This is a genomic window from Streptomyces sp. T12 (assembly GCF_028736035.1).
Taxonomy (GTDB): Bacteria; Actinomycetota; Actinomycetes; order Streptomycetales; family Streptomycetaceae; genus Streptomyces.
This window is the reverse complement of record NZ_CP117866.1, coordinates 6,134,657-6,150,728: the sequence shown is the minus strand read 5'-3', so window position 1 is coordinate 6,150,728 and position 16,072 is coordinate 6,134,657. Positions and strand designations below refer to the sequence as shown.

Annotated in this window: 9 protein-coding genes and 2 rRNA genes; 2 read left to right on the top strand and 9 right to left on the bottom strand. The window is 66.0% G+C overall.

Translation table 11 applies throughout. From position 1 onward, the window contains the following. Nucleotide 1: 1 nt before the first annotated feature. Nucleotides 2–3,121: ribosomal RNA gene (locus PBV52_RS27740) — 23S ribosomal RNA — on the bottom strand. Nucleotides 3,122–3,428: 307 nt separating this feature from the next. After that, nucleotides 3,429–4,956 (bottom strand): 16S ribosomal RNA (locus PBV52_RS27735). The 16S and 23S rRNA genes sit together here, the layout of an rRNA operon. 838 nt (nucleotides 4,957–5,794) lie before the next feature. Between PBV52_RS27735 and trpS the strand changes: the two genes are divergently transcribed. Beyond that, nucleotides 5,795–6,820 (top strand): tryptophan--tRNA ligase, encoded by a 1,026-nt coding sequence (trpS, locus tag PBV52_RS27730; protein WP_274241816.1) that lies wholly within the window; start codon nucleotides 5,795–5,797, stop codon nucleotides 6,818–6,820. A 43-nt stretch (nucleotides 6,821–6,863) separates the two neighbouring features. On the opposite strand, the gene proC is transcribed toward trpS, so the two are convergent. From proC to PBV52_RS27700, 6 genes are all read right to left on the bottom strand, one after another. Beyond that, nucleotides 6,864–7,676 carry a pyrroline-5-carboxylate reductase gene (proC, locus tag PBV52_RS27725; RefSeq protein WP_274241815.1) on the bottom strand — a complete coding sequence of 271 codons (813 nt, stop codon included), beginning with the start codon at nucleotides 7,674–7,676 and terminating at the stop codon, nucleotides 6,864–6,866. A 107-nt stretch (nucleotides 7,677–7,783) separates the two neighbouring features. Then, nucleotides 7,784–8,575, bottom strand: a complete 792-nt coding sequence (locus tag PBV52_RS27720; protein WP_274241814.1) for an ABC transporter permease — start codon at nucleotides 8,573–8,575, stop codon at nucleotides 7,784–7,786. After that, a complete protein-coding gene (locus tag PBV52_RS27715) occupies nucleotides 8,572–9,372 on the bottom strand; it encodes an ABC transporter ATP-binding protein (protein ID WP_274241813.1) in 801 nt (266 codons plus the stop codon). Before PBV52_RS27715 ends, PBV52_RS27720 begins: the two co-directional genes overlap by 4 nt. Before the next feature lie 244 nt (nucleotides 9,373–9,616). Then, entirely contained in the window at nucleotides 9,617–10,387 is a 771-nt protein-coding gene (locus PBV52_RS27710; protein ID WP_274241811.1) for a class I SAM-dependent methyltransferase, read from the bottom strand. A 352-nt stretch (nucleotides 10,388–10,739) separates the two neighbouring features. Further along, a complete protein-coding gene (locus PBV52_RS27705) occupies nucleotides 10,740–11,243 on the bottom strand; it encodes an EamA/RhaT family transporter (protein WP_274241810.1) in 504 nt (167 codons plus the stop codon). A 134-nt stretch (nucleotides 11,244–11,377) separates the two neighbouring features. Continuing rightward, nucleotides 11,378–11,740 (bottom strand): SH3 domain-containing protein, encoded by a 363-nt coding sequence (locus tag PBV52_RS27700; RefSeq protein ID WP_274241809.1) that lies wholly within the window; start codon nucleotides 11,738–11,740, stop codon nucleotides 11,378–11,380. A gap of 180 nt (nucleotides 11,741–11,920) precedes the next feature. On the opposite strand from PBV52_RS27700, the gene PBV52_RS27695 reads away from it, so the two are divergent. Continuing rightward, entirely contained in the window at nucleotides 11,921–14,107 is a 2,187-nt protein-coding gene (locus PBV52_RS27695) for a serine/threonine-protein kinase (protein WP_274241808.1), read from the top strand. 96 nt (nucleotides 14,108–14,203) lie between these two features. On the opposite strand, the gene ilvD is transcribed toward PBV52_RS27695, so the two are convergent. Continuing rightward, nucleotides 14,204–16,057, bottom strand: a complete 1,854-nt coding sequence (ilvD, locus tag PBV52_RS27690; protein WP_274241807.1) for a dihydroxy-acid dehydratase — start codon at nucleotides 16,055–16,057, stop codon at nucleotides 14,204–14,206. Nucleotides 16,058–16,072: the final 15 nt, after the last annotated feature.

The following is a 16,072-nucleotide window of genomic DNA, read 5'->3' as shown; positions in this document are numbered from 1 at the left end:
TGAGGACAAGCCCTCGGCCTATTAGTACCGGTCACCTCCACACGTTACCGTGCTTCCAGATCCGGCCTATCAACCCAGTCGTCTACTGGGAGCCTTACCCCATCAAGTGGGTGGGAGTCCTCATCTCGAAGCAGGCTTCCCGCTTAGATGCTTTCAGCGGTTATCCCTCCCGAACGTAGCCAACCAGCCATGCCCTTGGCAGAACAACTGGCACACCAGAGGTTCGTCCGTCCCGGTCCTCTCGTACTAGGGACAGCCCTTCTCAAGACTCCTACGCGCACAGCGGATAGGGACCGAACTGTCTCACGACGTTCTAAACCCAGCTCGCGTACCGCTTTAATGGGCGAACAGCCCAACCCTTGGGACCGACTCCAGCCCCAGGATGCGACGAGCCGACATCGAGGTGCCAAACCATCCCGTCGATATGGACTCTTGGGGAAGATCAGCCTGTTATCCCCGGGGTACCTTTTATCCGTTGAGCGACGGCGCTTCCACAAGCCACCGCCGGATCACTAGTCCCGACTTTCGTCCCTGCTCGACCCGTCGGTCTCACAGTCAAGCTCCCTTGTGCACTTACACTCAACACCTGATTGCCAACCAGGCTGAGGGAACCTTTGGGCGCCTCCGTTACTCTTTAGGAGGCAACCGCCCCAGTTAAACTACCCATCAGACACTGTCCCTGATCCGGATCACGGACCCAGGTTAGACATCCAGCACGACCAGAGTGGTATTTCAACGACGACTCCACGAACACTGGCGTGCCCGCTTCAAAGTCTCCCACCTATCCTACACAAGCCGAACCGAACACCAATATCAAACTGTAGTAAAGGTCCCGGGGTCTTTCCGTCCTGCTGCGCGAAACGAGCATCTTTACTCGTAGTGCAATTTCACCGGGCCTATGGTTGAGACAGTCGAGAAGTCGTTACGCCATTCGTGCAGGTCGGAACTTACCCGACAAGGAATTTCGCTACCTTAGGATGGTTATAGTTACCACCGCCGTTTACTGGCGCTTAAGTTCTCAGCTTCGCACGCCCGAAAGCGCACTAACCGGTCCCCTTAACGTTCCAGCACCGGGCAGGCGTCAGTCCGTATACATCGCCTTACGGCTTCGCACGGACCTGTGTTTTTAGTAAACAGTCGCTTCTCGCTGGTCTCTGCGGCCACCCCCAGCTCGAGGAGCAAGTCCTCTCACCAAGCGTGGCCCCCCTTCTCCCGAAGTTACGGGGGCATTTTGCCGAGTTCCTTAACCATAGTTCACCCGAACGCCTCGGTATTCTCTACCTGACCACCTGAGTCGGTTTAGGGTACGGGCCGCCATGAAACTCGCTAGAGGCTTTTCTCGACAGCATAGGATCATCCACTTCACCACAATCGGCTCGGCATCAGGTCTCAGCCTTGATGAGCAGCGGATTTACCTACCACTCGGCCTACACCCTTACCCCGGGACAACCACCGCCCGGGATGGACTACCTTCCTGCGTCACCCCATCACTCACCTACTACAGGTCTGGTTCGTCGGCTCCACCACTCCCCTTTGCCCGAAGGCTCCGGGGCGGCTTCACGGACTTAGCATCGCCCGGTTCGATGTTTGACGCTTCACAGCGGGTACCGGAATATCAACCGGTTATCCATCGACTACGCCTGTCGGCCTCGCCTTAGGTCCCGACTTACCCTGGGCAGATCAGCTTGACCCAGGAACCCTTAGTCAATCGGCGCACACGTTTCTCACGTGTGAATCGCTACTCATGCCTGCATTCTCACTCGTGAACCGTCCACAACTACCTTCCGGTGCTGCTTCACCCGGCACACGACGCTCCCCTACCCATCACGATCCCCGTTGGGGGTACATATCGCAATGACACGACTTCGGCGGTACGCTTGAGCCCCGCTACATTGTCGGCGCGGAATCACTAGACCAGTGAGCTATTACGCACTCTTTCAAGGGTGGCTGCTTCTAAGCCAACCTCCTGGTTGTCTCTGCGACTCCACATCCTTTCCCACTTAGCGTACGCTTAGGGGCCTTAGTCGATGCTCTGGGCTGTTTCCCTCTCGACCATGGAGCTTATCCCCCACAGTCTCACTGCCGCGCTCTCACTTACCGGCATTCGGAGTTTGGCTAAGGTCAGTAACCCGGTAGGGCCCATCGCCTATCCAGTGCTCTACCTCCGGCAAGAAACACACGACGCTGCACCTAAATGCATTTCGGGGAGAACCAGCTATCACGGAGTTTGATTGGCCTTTCACCCCTAACCACAGGTCATCCCCCAGGTTTTCAACCCTGGTGGGTTCGGTCCTCCACGAAGTCTTACCTCCGCTTCAACCTGCCCATGGCTAGATCACTCCGCTTCGGGTCTTGAGCGCGCTACTATACCGCCCTATTCGGACTCGCTTTCGCTACGGCTTCCCCACACGGGTTAACCTCGCAACACACCGCAAACTCGCAGGCTCATTCTTCAAAAGGCACGCAGTCACGAGAATGTGCAAGCACATTCCGACGCTCCCACGGCTTGTAGGCACACGGTTTCAGGTACTATTTCACTCCCCTCCCGGGGTACTTTTCACCATTCCCTCACGGTACTATCCGCTATCGGTCACCAGGGAATATTTAGGCTTAGCGGGTGGTCCCGCCAGATTCACACGGGATTTCTCGGGCCCCGTGCTACTTGGGTGTCTCTCAAACGAGCCGCTGACGTTTCGACTACGGGGGTCTTACCCTCTACGCCGGACCTTTCGCATGTCCTTCGCCTACATCAACGGTTTCTGACTCGTCTCACGGCCGGCAGACCGTGAAAGAGAGATCCCACAACCCCGCATACGCAACCCCTGCCGGGTCTCACACGTATACGGTTTAGCCTCATCCAGTTTCGCTCGCCACTACTCCCGGAATCACGGTTGTTTTCTCTTCCTGCGGGTACTGAGATGTTTCACTTCCCCGCGTTCCCTCCACATACCCTATGTGTTCAGGTATGGGTGACAGCCCATGACGACTGCCGGGTTTCCCCATTCGGAAACCCCCGGATCAAAGCCTGGTTGACGACTCCCCGGGGACTATCGTGGCCTCCCACGTCCTTCATCGGTTCCTGGTGCCAAGGCATCCACCGTGCGCCCTTAAAAACTTGGCCACAGATGCTCGCGTCCACTGTGCAGTTCTCAAACAACGACCAACCACCCATCACCCTGCCCCTTGAGGCAAGTTCACTGGGGTCGGCATCACGAGGGGGTTCATTCCCTCAGATACCCAACAGCGTGCCCGACACCCTCGCCACTCGTGATCAGCGTTCCACGCTCCGAAGAGCAGTACTAACAGCCCGAGATGACTGACGGTGCCGAATAATCAACGTTCCACCCATGAGCAACCAGCATCAGACATTCGCTGATGTACTGGCCTCTGACCTCACCCCGAAGGGATCGGTAAGAAGTGCTCCTTAGAAAGGAGGTGATCCAGCCGCACCTTCCGGTACGGCTACCTTGTTACGACTTCGTCCCAATCGCCAGTCCCACCTTCGACAGCTCCCTCCCCACAAGGGGGTTGGGCCACCGGCTTCGGGTGTTACCGACTTTCGTGACGTGACGGGCGGTGTGTACAAGGCCCGGGAACGTATTCACCGCAGCAATGCTGATCTGCGATTACTAGCAACTCCGACTTCATGGGGTCGAGTTGCAGACCCCAATCCGAACTGAGACAGGCTTTTTGAGATTCGCTCCACCTCACGGTATCGCAGCTCATTGTACCTGCCATTGTAGCACGTGTGCAGCCCAAGACATAAGGGGCATGATGACTTGACGTCGTCCCCACCTTCCTCCGAGTTGACCCCGGCGGTCTCCTGTGAGTCCCCATCACCCCGAAGGGCATGCTGGCAACACAGGACAAGGGTTGCGCTCGTTGCGGGACTTAACCCAACATCTCACGACACGAGCTGACGACAGCCATGCACCACCTGTACACCGACCACAAGGGGGCGACCATCTCTGGCCGTTTCCGGTGTATGTCAAGCCTTGGTAAGGTTCTTCGCGTTGCGTCGAATTAAGCCACATGCTCCGCTGCTTGTGCGGGCCCCCGTCAATTCCTTTGAGTTTTAGCCTTGCGGCCGTACTCCCCAGGCGGGGAACTTAATGCGTTAGCTGCGGCACCGACGACGTGGAATGTCGCCAACACCTAGTTCCCACCGTTTACGGCGTGGACTACCAGGGTATCTAATCCTGTTCGCTCCCCACGCTTTCGCTCCTCAGCGTCAGTAATGGCCCAGAGATCCGCCTTCGCCACCGGTGTTCCTCCTGATATCTGCGCATTTCACCGCTACACCAGGAATTCCGATCTCCCCTACCACACTCTAGCTAGCCCGTATCGAATGCAGACCCGGGGTTAAGCCCCGGGCTTTCACACCCGACGTGACAAGCCGCCTACGAGCTCTTTACGCCCAATAATTCCGGACAACGCTTGCGCCCTACGTATTACCGCGGCTGCTGGCACGTAGTTAGCCGGCGCTTCTTCTGCAGGTACCGTCACTTTCGCTTCTTCCCTGCTGAAAGAGGTTTACAACCCGAAGGCCGTCATCCCTCACGCGGCGTCGCTGCATCAGGCTTTCGCCCATTGTGCAATATTCCCCACTGCTGCCTCCCGTAGGAGTCTGGGCCGTGTCTCAGTCCCAGTGTGGCCGGTCGCCCTCTCAGGCCGGCTACCCGTCGTCGCCTTGGTGAGCCATTACCTCACCAACAAGCTGATAGGCCGCGGGCTCATCCTGCACCGCCGGAGCTTTCAACCACCACCCATGCGAGTGGAAGTGATATCCGGTATTAGACCCCGTTTCCAGGGCTTGTCCCAGAGTGCAGGGCAGATTGCCCACGTGTTACTCACCCGTTCGCCACTAATCCCCACCGAAGTGGTTCATCGTTCGACTTGCATGTGTTAAGCACGCCGCCAGCGTTCGTCCTGAGCCAGGATCAAACTCTCCGTGAATGTTTTCCCGTAATCGGGACGACACCACGAGAGCGGAACAGCCAGGCGGAATAAGCCCGGCCGTTCACAGCGTCCTCGCTGTGTTTTTTCAAAGGAACCTCGTCCCAGCCTGATGGCCGGAGACGGGGTATCAACATATCTGGCGTTGATTTTTGGCACGCTGTTGAGTTCTCAAGGAACGGACGCTTCCTTTGTACTCACCCTCTCGGGCTTTCCTCCGGGCGCTTCCCTTCGTTCTTGCGTTTCCGACTCTATCAGATCTTTTTCCGATCCGATTTCCTCGGTGCTTTCCAGGTTCCCGCTCTCGCGTTTCCCTTTCCGGCGGTTCCGACTCTATCAGATCCTTTCGGGCCTGACTCCCAGTCAGCGGGCTTGTCTTCGCGGCTGTTGGGCCGTTCCGACGAGTGAGACTTTAGCGGATTCCTGCCCCCCGAGCTAATCGGGGGCTGCGCTCTTTCGAACGCGGATTCCTCATTACGTAAATACGCATGCCAATGACACGACGGCAGACAGATCGACTGTCGTCGAATGTTGGTTGGTACTTGCGGAATGGCTGTCCGGGGACCGACCGGAGTCGGCGCTCACGTCGGACAACTCGGAGAACAGTACGGATCGGCTCGGGGCGTGTCAACTTCGCTCCAAGTGACACCCCAGGGGCGTAGCCTGAGACGCATGACGACGCGTACGTGCACCCAGCTGTGGTGGGCCGCCTGACGGCGGCCGTAGTCACGTATGCACTCAACGGCCGCCGCCTCGGCGGCCGTTCTCGTATCTCCCTCCAGAGCTCCAGAGGGTCGGCCGACCGGGACGGCGGCCTCGACCAGGAGATGGAGAAGAGATGACTCGGGTCTTCAGTGGGGTCAAGCCGACGGGGCATCTGACGCTGGGGAACTACCTGGGAGCCATGCGACGGTGGGCTGCCGTGGATCAGCACGAGGCCGAAGCGCTGTTCTGCATCGTCGATCTGCATGCGCTGACCGTGGACCACGATCCGGCGCGGGTGCGCAGGCTGAGTCGGCAGGCGGCGACGTTGCTGCTGGCGGCGGGGCTGGATCCGGAGCTGTGCACCGTGTTCGTACAGAGTCACGTGGATGAGCACGCGCGGCTGTCGTATGTGCTGGAGTGCGTGGCCACCGACGGCGAGATGCGGCGGATGGTCCAGTACAAGGAGAAGGCCGTGCGCGAGCGGGAGCGGGGCGGGAGTGTGCGGCTGTCGTTGCTGACGTATCCCGTACTGATGGCGGCGGACATCCTGGCGTACGGGGCCGACGAGGTGCCGGTCGGGGACGACCAGACGCAGCATGTGGAGCTCACGCGGGATCTCGCGGTGCGGTTCAACCAGCGGTACGGCCATACGTTCGTGGTCCCTCGGGCCACGCATCCGCAGGTGGCGGCTCGGGTGATGAATCTGCAGGATCCGGCGTCGAAGATGGGCAAGAGCGACGACGCCGGGCCGGGGATCGTCTATCTGCTCGATGAGCCGGATGTGGTGCGCAAGAAGGTCATGCGGGCCGTGACCGACAGTGGGCGGGAGGTCGTGTACGACCGGGCCGCGCAGCCGGGGGTGGCAAATCTGCTGGAGATTCTGGCTGCCTGCGCGGGTGGGAACCCATCGGAGCTGAGCGGTGTATATGAGTCGTACGGCGCTTTGAAGTCAGCCACCGCGGAGGCCGTGGTCGAGGTCCTCAGGCCCGTACAGGAGAGGCACAGGGAGCTGTGCGCGGATCCTGGCTATGTGGAGGGGGTGCTGCGGGATGGTGCGGAGCGAGCTCGGGCGATGGCCCGGCCGACCGTGGATGCCGCGTATCGGGCGATCGGGTTGCTGCCGGCGGCTGCGGCTGCGGATATCGCGGTGACTGCTTAGGGGTGCGCTGGGCCGCCCCCTGAGGCAGGGGGCGGCCGGGACGTCAGGCGTTGTTGCCGGAGGCGAGTTCGCGGCTGCGGTCGCGGGCGGCTTCGAGGGCGGCGATGAGGGCGGCTCGTACGCCGTGGTTCTCGAGTTCGCGGATGGCGTTGATGGTGGTGCCGGCGGGGGACGTCACGTTCTCGCGGAGCTTGACGGGGTGTTCGCCGCTGTCGCGGAGCATCGTCGCGGCGCCGATCGCGGACTGGACGATCAGGTCGTGGGCCTTGTCGCGGGGCAGGCCGAGGAGGATGCCGGCGTCGGTCATGGCTTCGACCAGGTAGAAGAAGTACGCCGGGCCGGAGCCGGACAGGGCGGTGCAGGCGTCCTGCTGGCCCTCGGGGACGCGGAGCGTCTTGCCTACGGCGCCGAAGATCTCCTCGGCGTGGGCGAGGTCGGCTTCGCTGGCGTGGCTGCCGGCGGAGATGACGGACATGGCCTCGTCGACGAGGGCGGGCGTGTTCGTCATGACTCGGACGACCGGGGTGCCGGCGGCGAGGCGGGACTCGAAGAAGGAGGTGGGGATGCCTGCGGCTCCGCTGATGACCAGGCGGTCGGCGGGGACGTGCGGGGCGAGTTCGTCGAGGAGGGTGCCCATGTCCTGCGGCTTGACCGTGAGGATCAGGGTGTCGGCGGTCTTGGCGGCTTCCGCGTTGGTGACCGGGGTGACTCCGTAGCGGGTGCGGAGTTCTTCGGCTCGTTCCGCGCGGCGGGCCGTCACCAGGAGGTCGGCCGGAGCCCAGCCTCCGCGGATCATTCCGCTGAGCAGGGCTTCGCCGATCTTGCCGGTGCCGAGGACTGCGACTTTCTGGGTCATGGCTGGGGTGCCCTCCGGGGGTTGCGTCGTCCGGGTTCATCCTCGCACCGAGGGCGGCTCTCGACGTGGTGTGTCCGGTGGGCGGGATGGGTGGGGTGCTGCGGTGGTCACGCCGTCCTGCGGCGCAGAGTCGCCGCGCCCAGGCCCAGGACCAGCAGGGCACAGCCCGCCACGATCAGTACGTCGCGTACGAAGTTGGCGGTCATGTCGGTGTGCTTGAGGACCTCGTTCATGCCGTCGACGGCGTAGGACATGGGGAGGACGTTGGAGATGGCCTCGAGGGCGGGGTGCATGTTGTCGCGGGGAGTGAAGAGTCCGCAGAGGAGGAGCTGGGGGAAGATCACGGCCGGCATGAACTGGACGGCCTGGAATTCGGAGGCCGCGAAGGCCGAGACGAAGAGTCCGAGCGCGGTGCCGAGCAGCGCGTCGAGCAGGGCCACGAGCAGGAGCAGCCACGGGCTTCCGGTGACGTCCAGGCCGAGGAACCAGAGGGCGAGTCCTGTCGCCAGGGCGGACTGGATGATCGCGAGGGTGCCGAAGGCGAGGGCGTAGCCGGCGATCAGGTCGCCCTTGCCTAGGGGCATGGCGAGGAGGCGTTCGAGGGTGCCCGAGGTGCGTTCGCGCAGGGTGGCGATGGAGGTGACCAGGAACATCGTGATCAGCGGGAAGATCCCGAGGAGGGAGGCGCCGATGTTGTCGAAGGTGCGCGGGCTGCCGTCGAAGACGTAGCGCAGCAGGAACAGCATCACGCAGGGGACGAGGAGCATCAGGGCGATCGTGCGCGGGTCGTGGCGAAGCTGGCGCAGGACCCGGGCGGCAGTGGCGGTTGTGCGGGCCAGGTTCAGGGCGCCGGTGGGGGCGGGCCGGAGCGTCGTGGTCGGGCTCGTCGTCGTGGTCATCGCGTGGTCTCCTTCGCGCGGGCGGCCGCGGTCGCCTCGTCGACCAGGTGCAGGAAGGCCGCTTCGACCGTCTCGGAGTGCGTACGGGTGCGGAGGGCGTCCGGGGTGTCGTCGGCGAGAACCTGGCCCTCGCGCATGAGGAGGAGGCGGTGGCAGCGCTCGGCCTCGTCCATGACGTGGGAGGAGATGAGGAGGGTGGCGCCGCGGGAGGCGGCGATGTCGTGGAAGAGGTTCCACAGGTCACGGCGCAGGACCGGGTCCAGGCCGACCGTCGGTTCGTCCAGGACGAGGAGTTCGGGGGTGCCGAGCAGGGCGACCGCGAGGGAGACGCGGCTGCGTTGGCCGCCGGAGAGGTTGCCGGCCAGGGCGTCGGCGTGGCTGGTGAGGTCGACGTCGGCGATGGCGCGGGCGACGTTCTCGTGTCGCCGGTCGGCGGCCGCGTGGCCCGGGTCGAGGATCGCGGCGAAGTAGGCGAGGTTCTGGCGGATGGTCAGGTCGTCGTAGACGGAGGGAGCTTGGGTGACGTAGCCGATGCGGGTGCGCAGGGTGGGGTGGCCGGCGGGGCGGCCTAGGACGTCGAGGGTGCCGGTGACCTTGGCCTGGGTGCCGACGATGGCCCGCATCAGGGTGCTCTTGCCGCAGCCGGACGGGCCCAGCAGGCCGGTGATCTGGCCGCGCGGGACGCTGAAGTCGAGGTCGTGCAGTACTTGGCGGGTGCCGCGGACGACGTTCAGGGTCTCGGCTCGGACAGCGGGGTCGTCGGGAGGGTCGGATCGGGCGGACGGGTAATTCATCATACGATGAATAATGCTCCGACGGGACTGCGGCGTCAAGCGTCGAGGAGGGCAGGCGTGAGGCGCGTCGACGGCGTGGGCGGTACCCGCGAGCGAGGGGCTGGGCGGCGGCTCGGGTACCCCGGGTGCTCGGGCCGACTACGCCCGCCTTCCTCGGCTCGGCTCTGTGCCAGGTGTCCGGGGCCGTATGGGGAGGGCGGGCGTGAGGGGGCGTTGGCGGTGGGCCGTCGTGGGAGGGCGTGGGATGTCAGGGGGTGGTGGCTACGAGGAGGTCGACGTCGTAGGTCTCTTCGATGATTCCGTCCGGGAAGGCGGTGAGGAGGAGTTGCTTCTCCTCGGTGAGGAAGGCGGTGCTCGCCTCTGTGCCGTGGACCAGGAAGATCGAGTGGCTGCCGATGTTCGCCAGGTGTGTGTCGACGGGGACGCGGCGGCTCCAGCGGACCCTGCGGGTGGTGAAGGCGAGGCTGCCGGTGGGGTCGGTCAGGGCGGCTCGGGCGCCGCTGCCGTTCTGCTCGACGGCGGGGTGGGCTCCGAAGCGGCGCTCTATACGGCCCGCCTGCGCCCTGTGCCACGGGATGTCCATGGGCGTGGTGTTCCACCACAGTGCCAGCGTGCCGCCCGGGCGCAGCACACGGAGGGCCTCCGGGGCCGAGTGGGCGGGGTCGGTCCAGTGCCAGGCCTGGGCGTAGGTGACGAAGTCGGCGGAGGCGGTGGCGACGGGGAGGGCATTGCCGTTGCCGCGCACGATCGGTATGTCGGGGTTGGTGTCGCGGAACTGGGCTGCCATGCCGTCGCCGGGTTCCACGGCCAGGACGTCGGCGCCGCGCGCGCGGAGGAGGGCGGTGGCGATGCCGGTGCCCGCGCCCACGTCGACGACGCGCGCGCCGGTGAGGGGGCGGTCGGCCAGTTCCTCGATCGCGTCGAAGAGGGCGGGCGGGTAGGAGGGGCGGTTCGCGGCGTACTGGGCCGCGGCCGCGTCGAAGGAACGGGCTCGGTCGGTGTGGGAAGGGGCCGTCATACGGCCATGGTGGCGGTGGTGGGTGCGGGGTGCACCGAGTTTGCCTGGAGGTGGGCCTACGGGGGGCACTGGGCTCGGCGGGGGTCGGCGACTGCCGTGCGTACCGAGGGGGTGGCGGTTCCCTCTGTGTGGTGAGGCGTGGGCGGCACAGTCGGGGCAGTGGGTTGGGGCAGCCTGGGCCAGTTGGGGGGTGGGCGTGTCCCGGGCTGGGGCACTGTTCGGTGGGCAGGCGCCCAGGTCGGCCGCGGGCCGGGCTTTGATGTCGGGGGGGATCGGGCAGTCTGCGGCAGGTCGAGAAGCGACCCTGCCGCGTTCCGCGCAGACCGGCCAGGTGTCGTCGGTGCGTCTCTGGCTACGCGCGGCGGCGCTTCTTTGCCGGGTTGCCTGTGCGGCGGGTCGTGCGGGTCTCGTGTTGTTGGCGTGCCGCCTCGTATTCCTGGCGGTGGAGTTTCTCGCCGGGGGCCTCGGTGAGGGATCGGAAGGAGTAGGCGAGGAGCGAGCCGACGAAGCCGATGGCCAGCAGGCCGCGGAGGGAGGCCTGGCGGTCGGGGTCGGGGCGCTTGGTGAAGGCGTCCCAGGTGTGGCGGAAGGCGAGGGCGCTGCACACCGCGAACATCACGACCACCAGGACGGCGACGAAGCTGCCGACCTCGGCGATCTGGAGCCCCTGGTAGGCGAAGCGCAGGACCAGGCAGGAGGCGGCCGTGGTGGCGAGGGAGCCGACGGCTACCGCGATACGGCGGGCGGTGTAGCCGTTGGCGTGGTCGACCCAGGTCGTGCCGAAGAAGCGCAAGGGCTCGGGGCGGGGGCCCGTGGAGCCCGCGGGGGTGGCCGGGGTGCCGTTCTTCTCGCTCACGCGTCGATTATGGCTCCGGCGTGGCCGCGGGCTCCGTACGGGTTCCGGTGAACCGGACCAGAGAGCGGATCGGAGATCAGATCAGATCAGAGAGCGGATCGGAGATCAGCTCAGGGGTCCGATCGCAGGTCGGATCAGAAGGAGCAGCGTGGGCGGACGTAGCCGTCGCTGCCGGTGTTCACGTAGGCGTCCGAGACGAACTCGCCGTCGTCGATGTTGTCCCAGATGTTCGACGTGCCGTAGGGGCCTGCCACCGTGGTGCCGGGCGTCTGGCAGTAGATCGGGATCTTGGCGCCCTCAGGCAGCACGCGGACGAGGGCGTAGCCGGTGCCGGGGCCCCGGCGGACGTTCAGGCGGACGCCAGGGGCGACCGAGTAGTAGCGCAACGCCGTGGTCGTCGCCAGAGTGGCCGTAGCCGCAGTCGTTGTGACGGTCTCTTCGCCGCCGCCGTCGATCTCTTCGGCTCTTCTGACCTCTTCAGCGCGGTCTGCAGACATGAAAACCTCCCCCGTTGATCCCCATGACAGCCATGGGGCCCCGTTGATTCCCCTAAATCACGCCACGCACACATGTGCGTGTTTGGAACACGGAGGCTAGCAAGCCGCCTCTGTCTCGTACGAGTCATCGACTAGGCTCCGAGCGTCGCGCGCGCGGACGAACAGCACGGGGGTGGTCCCATGGCGCCACAGCAGGACGCCGGAGCGGGCGCGGAAGCGGAACTTCCGGAGTACGCCGGTCACTACCGTCTGGAGTCGCGCCTGGGGTCCGGGGGCATGGGCGTCGTACATCTGGCGCGGAGCACTTCGGGCATGCAGCTCGCGGTGAAGGTCGTACATGCCGAGTTCGCGAGGGATCCCGAGTTCAGGGGGCGGTTCCGGCAGGAGGTGGGCGCGGCGCGCAGGGTGAGCGGTGCCTTCACCGCGCCCGTGGTCGACGCCGATCCGGAGGCCGAACGGCCCTGGATGGCCACGCTGTTCATACCCGGCCCGACGCTTGCCGACCAGGTGAAGCGGAACGGGCCGATGGACCCGGCGCAGTTGCGGCGGCTGATGGCCGGACTGGCGGAGGCGCTGCGCGACATTCACCGGGTGGGCGTCGTGCACCGGGATCTGAAGCCGAGCAATGTGCTGCTCGCCGATGACGGTCCGAAGGTCATCGACTTCGGCATCTCTCGGCCAAAGGACAGCGAACTGCGCACCGAGACGGGGAAGTTGATCGGTACGCCGCCCTTCATGGCGCCCGAGCAGTTCCGGCGGCCACGGGAGGTCGGACCGGCCGCCGACATCTTCGCGCTCGGGTCCGTGTTGGTGCACGCGGCGACGGGACGAGGGCCGTTCGATTCGGACAGTCCGTACGTCGTCGCCTACCAGGTCGTCCATGACGAGCCGGACCTGACCGGCGTACCGGGGAATCTCGCTCCGCTCGTGGTGCGCTGTCTGGCCAAGGAGCCCGAGGACCGGCCCACGCCCGACGAGTTGATGCGGGAACTGCGGTCGGTGGCGGCGTCGTACGACACGCAGGCGTTCATTCCGGCGCAGCGGGCCGGGGCCGGCGCAGCGCCGCCCAAGCCGGAGCCTGATCCGGAGCTCGGTCAGGGGCTCGATCCGAAGCTCGGTCAGGGGCTCGGCCAAGAGCCGCAGGCGGCGCGAGGGGCGCGTGTCGGGGAGAAGCAGCCCGGGAAGCCGCCCCCCGGAAGGCGCCGGGGCAGACTGCTGGCTCTGGGGGCCGGGGCCATCGGGCTTACCGCGGTTGTCGCTCTGGCCTCCGTGCAGCTTCTCGGCGGTGGCGACCCGACGCCGGAGCACGAGAGCCCGCGGACCGCGTCGGCCGCTTTCGGCGCATGGGCGGCGGCACCGGCGCCCACGAAGGGCACGCCCCAGTGTTCGTACGGTGCGGGAAAGGTGCTGTGCGCCCAGACCGGGCTCGTCTTCGCGCTCGACCCGCTGGACGGCCGACTGCTGTGGCGGCACCCGGTCGACACGTCGCACGTGGACGGAGCACCGACCGTGGCGGGCGGCCTCGTGCACCCGTCGTCCGGGCAGGGCAACCGGCTGGAGGCACTCGATCCCGCGACCGGCAAGGCGCGTTGGCAGCAGAACATGCCCGCGCACAGCGGACCTGTGACAGCCGGCGGCATGCTGCTGCTCACCGGCGCCGACGGCACCGTCACCGGCGTGGACGGCGCCTCGGGCGACACGAAGTGGAGCCGCGCCCTACCGGGTCACCGGGCGCCGTTCTTCGTGTCCTTCGCCGGAGATCCACTGGCGTACACGACGACCACCTCCGACGACGATTCGAGCACCCGGGTCACCGCGGTGGACCCGGCCACGGGTGACGTGCGCTGGGACGCCCGGCTGAAGGGAGCGCTGGAGCTCATCGGTACGTCGGACGGGTCGGCCTTCTTCACCTCCATAGAGGGGATCTACAGCGACACGAAGGCCGTGGTCCGCTACTCCCCCACCGACCGGACCTCGCGGCGCGTGACTCTGCCCCTCCCGCTCCTGCAGGCACGCGGCACCGTGCACGGGGACGTCGTCTATCTCGTGGCCGGCGACGGTTCGCTGGTCGCCGTCGACATGGAGGCGCGCAGGCAGCTGTGGACCCTGGAGACGTCCCTGTTGCGCACGTCATCGCCGGTCGCCGACGGCCGGCATGTGTACGTCACGGCCCCCGACGGCCGGCTGCTCGCGGTGGATGCCCGCGACGGCCGGCTCCTGGGCCAGACGCCGCCCCGGCTCGGCCCGAACTCGGACCGGGTGGCGGCCGACCTGCCCGAGCCCGTGTTCGCCGACGGCCACGTCTACGCGAGCGCGCCCGACGGCACCGTCTTCGCCGTCGACGGCCACGACCCCGCAGCTTGGTGACGCCGTACGCGAAAGGCGCGTCGAACAGGCTCCGCGAATGTGCACAGCAAAAGGGCCGCCCCCGCACCAGCAGGAGGCGGCCCTTCGACGTGAAGGTCAGCCCAGCTTGCTGACGTCCCGCACCGCGCCCTTGTCGGCGCTGGTCGCCATCGCGGCGTAGGCCCGCAGCGCCGCCGAGACCTTGCGTTCGCGGTTCTTCGGGGCGTACGCCCCGTTCAACGCCTGCTCACGGCGGGCGAGTTCCGCCTCGTCGACCAGCAACTCGATCGAGCGATTCGGGATGTCGATGCGGATACGGTCGCCGTCCTCGACGAGGGCGATCGTGCCGCCGGACGCGGCCTCCGGGGAGGCGTGGCCGATGGACAGGCCGGACGTACCGCCGGAGAAACGGCCGTCGGTGATCAGGGCGCAGGTCTTGCCGAGGCCGCGGCCCTTGAGGAAGGACGTCGGGTAGAGCATCTCCTGCATGCCGGGGCCGCCCTTGGGGCCCTCGTAGCGGATGACCACGACGTCCCCGTCGGTCACCTGCTTGTTGAGGATCTTCTCGACGGCTTCTTCCTGCGACTCGCAGACGACCGCCGGACCCTCGAAGGTCCAGATGGACTCGTCCACACCCGCGGTCTTCACCACGCAGCCGTCCACGGCGAGGTTGCCCCGGAGGACCGCCAGGCCGCCGTCCTTGGAGTACGCGTGCTCGGCGCTGCGGATGCAGCCGCCCTCGGCGTCCTCGTCGAGCGCCTCCCAGCGCTCGGACTGCGAGAAGGCCTCGGCCGAGCGGACACAGCCGGGGGCGGCGTGCCACAGCTCGACGGCCTCGGGGGAAGGCGACCCGCCCCGCACGTCCCAGGTCTTCAGCCAGTCCCCCAGGGACGGGCTGTGAACGGCGTGCACGTCCTCGTTCAGCAGGCCGGCGCGGTGCAGCTCGCCCAGCAGCGCCGGGATACCGCCGGCGCGGTGCACGTCCTCCATGTAGTACGTGCGGTCCTTGGCGACGTTGGGCGCGACCTTCGCCAGGCACGGGACCCGGCGGCTGACCGCGTCGATCTGCTCCAGACCGAACGGAACCTCCGCCTCCTGGGCGGCGGCCAGCAGGTGCAGGATCGTGTTGGTGGAGCCGCCCATCGCGATGTCGAGGGCCATGGCGTTCTCGAACGCCGCGAAGGTGGCGACGTTGCGCGGCAGGACCGTCTCGTCGTCCTGCTCGTAATAGCGGCGGGTGATGTCCATGACCGTGCGGGCCGCGTCCTCGTACAGGGCTTTGCGGGCCGTGTGCGTGGCGAGCACCGAGCCGTTGCCGGGCAGGGACAGGCCGATGGCCTCGGTCAGGCAGTTCATCGAGTTGGCGGTGAACATGCCGGAACAGGAGCCGCACGTCGGACAGGCGTTCTCCTCGATACGGAGGATGTCCTCGTCCGAGATCTTGTCGTTCACGGCGTCGGAGATCGCGTCGACCAGGTCGAGCGTACGGACCGTACCGTCCACGAGAGTGGCGCGTCCGGACTCCATCGGGCCGCCGGAGACGAAGACCGTGGGGATGTTCAGCCGCAGGGCGGCGTTCAGCATGCCCGGGGTGATCTTGTCGCAGTTGGAGATGCAGATCAGGGCGTCGGCGCAGTGGGCCTCGACCATGTACTCCACGCTGTCCGCGATGAGGTCGCGGGAGGGCAGGGAGTAGAGCATGCCGCCGTGGCCCATGGCGATGCCGTCGTCGACGGCGATCGTGTTGAACTCGCGCGGGATGCCGCCGGCCTCCGTGATCGCCTCGCTGACGATCCGGCCGACGGGCTGGAGGTGGGTGTGGCCGGGCACGAACTCGGTGAAGGAGTTCGCCACCGCGATGATCGGCTTCCGGCCGATGTCCGCACCGGGTACACCAGAGGCGCGCATAAGGGCGCGGGCGCCCGCCATGTTGCGACCGTGGGTGACTGTGCGGGACCTCAGCTCGGGCATCGTCGCTCGCTCCTT